The sequence below is a fragment of the Clostridium sp. genome, from assembly GCF_051654825.1.
Taxonomy (GTDB): domain Bacteria; phylum Bacillota; class Clostridia; order Clostridiales; family Clostridiaceae; genus Clostridium.
On sequence record NZ_JBOFYU010000054.1, the window covers coordinates 1 to 3,623 of the forward strand.

The 3,623-nt window shown below is 29.8% G+C and carries 4 protein-coding genes; all 4 read left to right on the forward strand.

The window, feature by feature from the left end; all coding sequences use genetic code 11:
* Positions 1-89: 89 nt before the first annotated feature.
* Complete coding sequence (locus ACRDBA_RS03455; RefSeq protein ID WP_438571533.1) at positions 90-236, forward strand: hypothetical protein; 147 nt, start codon at positions 90-92, stop codon at positions 234-236.
* Between the two features lie 2 nt (positions 237-238).
* A complete protein-coding gene (locus ACRDBA_RS03460; protein WP_438571534.1) occupies positions 239-460 on the forward strand; it encodes a hypothetical protein in 222 nt (73 codons plus the stop codon).
* A gap of 64 nt (positions 461-524) precedes the next feature.
* Positions 525-785 carry a hypothetical protein gene (locus ACRDBA_RS03465; RefSeq protein ID WP_438571535.1) on the forward strand — a complete coding sequence of 87 codons (261 nt, stop codon included), beginning with the start codon at positions 525-527 and terminating at the stop codon, positions 783-785.
* A 104-nt stretch (positions 786-889) separates the two neighbouring features.
* On the forward strand, positions 890-3,623 hold a 2,734-nt coding region (locus ACRDBA_RS03470; protein WP_438571536.1), incomplete at its 3' end, for a PHP domain-containing protein.

The following is a 3,623-nucleotide window of genomic DNA, read 5'->3' on the forward strand; positions in this document are numbered from 1 at the left end:
TCCAGAAAGACAAATAGCAAAACAAGCTGGTAATAGCATATCTGTAAATGTACTAGAAGATACATTTGAAATTTTATTAAGGGACTATATTGAAGATGGAAATTAAAAGTATATTAACAACAATCGTTGCTTTTGAATATGATGGAGATTTGAGAGATATCAATATTGAAGAATACATAGAAAATGAATGTCCGATAAGTGAGGAAACAAAACATAAAATAATAATTGAGGAGTAGATATGAGAGTTAAATTAACTGGAATTAAGCGGAATGGAGAAATTGAAGTAGCACACACTAAAATTAATAAATATAATTATGAACAAATATTAAGGGATATTGACACTATAATAAACCTAGAAGACACCTCTGTAATACTAGGAGATGATACACCTTCACTTAAATTGGTGTTTGAAGAAGAAGGTTTAGCTTGTGACAATATGAAAATCGAGATAGTAAAGTAAAAAAAAATAAATAAAATGCTTCTTTTAAGTGAATAAATAAAAATAAAAAAATAAGGAGAAAGAGATGAAATTAGAAAATCTAAAAAAATGTTTTGAGGCTGCAATAGAAAATGGAACTAAGTATGTAGGAGTTAAAGTTTGGATGTATGGATTTGAAGAATGTGAAGTTATAATAAATCCAACCAACAACTTTGGAAAGAAATTAGAATACTATCAAATTGCGTATAATGATGATTTAAATTTAAAAAATGCTCCAGATAAAATAAAAATAGTTGGGATTACATATGGAAATAGTCTTGAAGAAATAGAGCAAGATTTAATATAGTAAAAATATCATAAGTAAACATATAATTAATAATAAACACTCTTGAAAAAGGGTGTTTTTTGTGTTAATATGGATATATAAGGAAGAAAGTGAGGGAGATAATTATGAATGAAGTAGAAAATTTAGATTTTGCGAGCTTACACAACCACACACACTACTCAAATATCAAAGGAATGAGAGATAGTATAATAAGAGAGGATAAATTAATAGATACGGCTTATAATTTGAAATATAAGGCAGTAGCAATAACAGACCATTCTTGTGTATCATCACACTACAAGGCATTAGAACACTACAATAAAAACTATATAGACAAAGACTTCAAACTAATACTAGGTGAAGAAATATATCTAATAGATAATATAGAAGAAACAAGGGAATCAAATGGTAAATACTATCATATGGTATTACTGGCAAAAAATAAAAAAGGACACGAAGGAATAAGGAAAATAAGTTCTAAATCTTGGGATAATTCTTACTTAACTGGAAAATTGGAAAGAACTCCAATAGAAAAAAATCAACTTAAAGAAATAATGGAAGAATACAAAGGAGATATAATATGTACATCAGCTTGCTTAGGGTCAGAATTATCGTCGAAAATAATATCATTCGCAAATAACAAAACGCAAGAAAATAAAATAGATATACATAATTTTATAATATGGTGTATAGATACATTCGGTAAAGAGAATTATTTTGTAGAATTGCAGCCAAATGACGATATTGACCAAGTATTATACAATGAAAATGCAATATTAATAGCTAAAGCGTATGGACTAGATTTTGTAATATCTACAGATAGTCACTATACAGACAAAAACAAGAGAAAGATACACTCAGCGTTCATAAATGCTAACAGTGACAAAGGTGCAAATGAAAGAGATGAGTTTTACAAAACATCTTATATGATGACTATAGAAGAAATGTGGAGCTATTGCAAACTATCGATGTCTTATGAAGATTTTAAAACGGCAATGAAAAATACAGTAAATATTGCTAATAAGTGCGAAAAATATACACTAGATTCACCAGTAAAAATACCTAAAAGAAAACTACCAAAATTTGAGCTAAAGCACTTATTTAAAGAATATTATGACAAGTTTAAATATATAAAAAACTTCTCAGAAAGTGAAAATGAGCAAGATAGATTCTTCTTACACTTAGTAGAAGAAGGTTTTATAAATAGAAAGCAAAAGTTTAATGATACAAACATAAGTAGAATAAATGATGAAATGGAAGTACTATGGGAAGTGTCTATACGATTAAACGAAAATATGGCTTCATATTATAATATGATGAACTTGCTAATTGACATATGTTGGGATGAAGGAGATTCTTTAATTGGAGTATCGAGAGGAAGTGGAACGGGCTTTTATACAGCTTATCTATTGGAACTGTGTCAAATAAGTGCAATAGAACATAATTTACCTTACTATAGACATTTAAGTGTGAGCCGCCCCGAGCTTCCAGATTTCGATTTTGACAGCGAAAACAGTAAAAGAAAAAAAATATTGGAAGCATTTAAAAATCATTTTAACAATGGAAATGACAATGTTTTGAATATAGGTACTTTTAAGACAGAAGGTTCTAGGTCAACAATACAAACGTGTTGTAGAGGAATGAATATAAATAGTGATGTAGCTAATGCAATGGCTTCAATGGTTAAATCGGAAAGAGGACAGCAATGGACTATAGAAGATATGTTATATGGTAACGAAAAAAAAGAGAGAAAATCGATAACTGAATTTAAAAACATAGTGTCGGAATTTGAAGGGTTAGAAGAAGCATTAATAGAAACAGAAGGATTAATAGTTGGTAAGTCAGTACATGCGTCAGGAATATTTATATATGAAGATGGATATTTAAAAGAGAATAACGCACTTATGAAGACATCATCAGGTGTGGAGGTAACTTCTTTTGATATGAATGACTCTACAGACTTAGGTAATCTTAAGTTCGATGCCTTAACAATTGAGGGACTTGATAAAATAAGAGTTTGTATGGATTTATTGGTTAGAGATGGATATATGAAATACCAAGGGACTTTAAAAAAAACTTATGATCAATACCTTCATCCAGATGTATTAGACTATAATACTAAGGAAATGTGGGATATGCTAGGAGAAGGTACGATACTAGACGTATTTCAGTTTCAGACTTCTATCGGGATACAGACAATAAAAAGCACAAGACCAGACAGTTTAGAACAATTGGCACATGCAAATAGTTTAATGAGACTGTCCTGTGATGGTAATGAAACACCGACTCAAACGTTTATAAGATATAAAAACAATATAAATGAATGGTATAACGATATGAAATTAGCAGAATTAACAAAAGATGAAATGAAAATACTAGAACCACATTTATTATCGCTATCTGGAATTGCATCTACTCAAGAAGATGTTATGGAGATGTCTATGAATCCAAAAATAAGCAACTTTACTGAAACGGAAGCAAATAAACTAAGAAAAGGTATTAGTAAAAAAATAGAAAGTCAAATTGTAGAAAGTAAAGAGCTGTTCTTTAAAAAAGGAGAGAATGTAGGCAGATCGAAAGAGTTTTTGAACTATGTATGGAACGAACAATTTGGAAAACAATTCGGTTACGCATTTTCTAGAAACCATACTGTACCTTATTCGGTTATAGCAATACAAGAAATGAATCTAGCCTACCACTATCCATTAATATATTGGTTAACTTCAGTATTAATATGTAACTCTGGTTCAGCAGACGAAGAACAGGATGGATCAACAAACTATGGTAAAGTAGCAGCAGCTATAGGAAACGTACAAAGACAAGGAGTAAATGTAGCACTACCTCATATAAATAATGCAG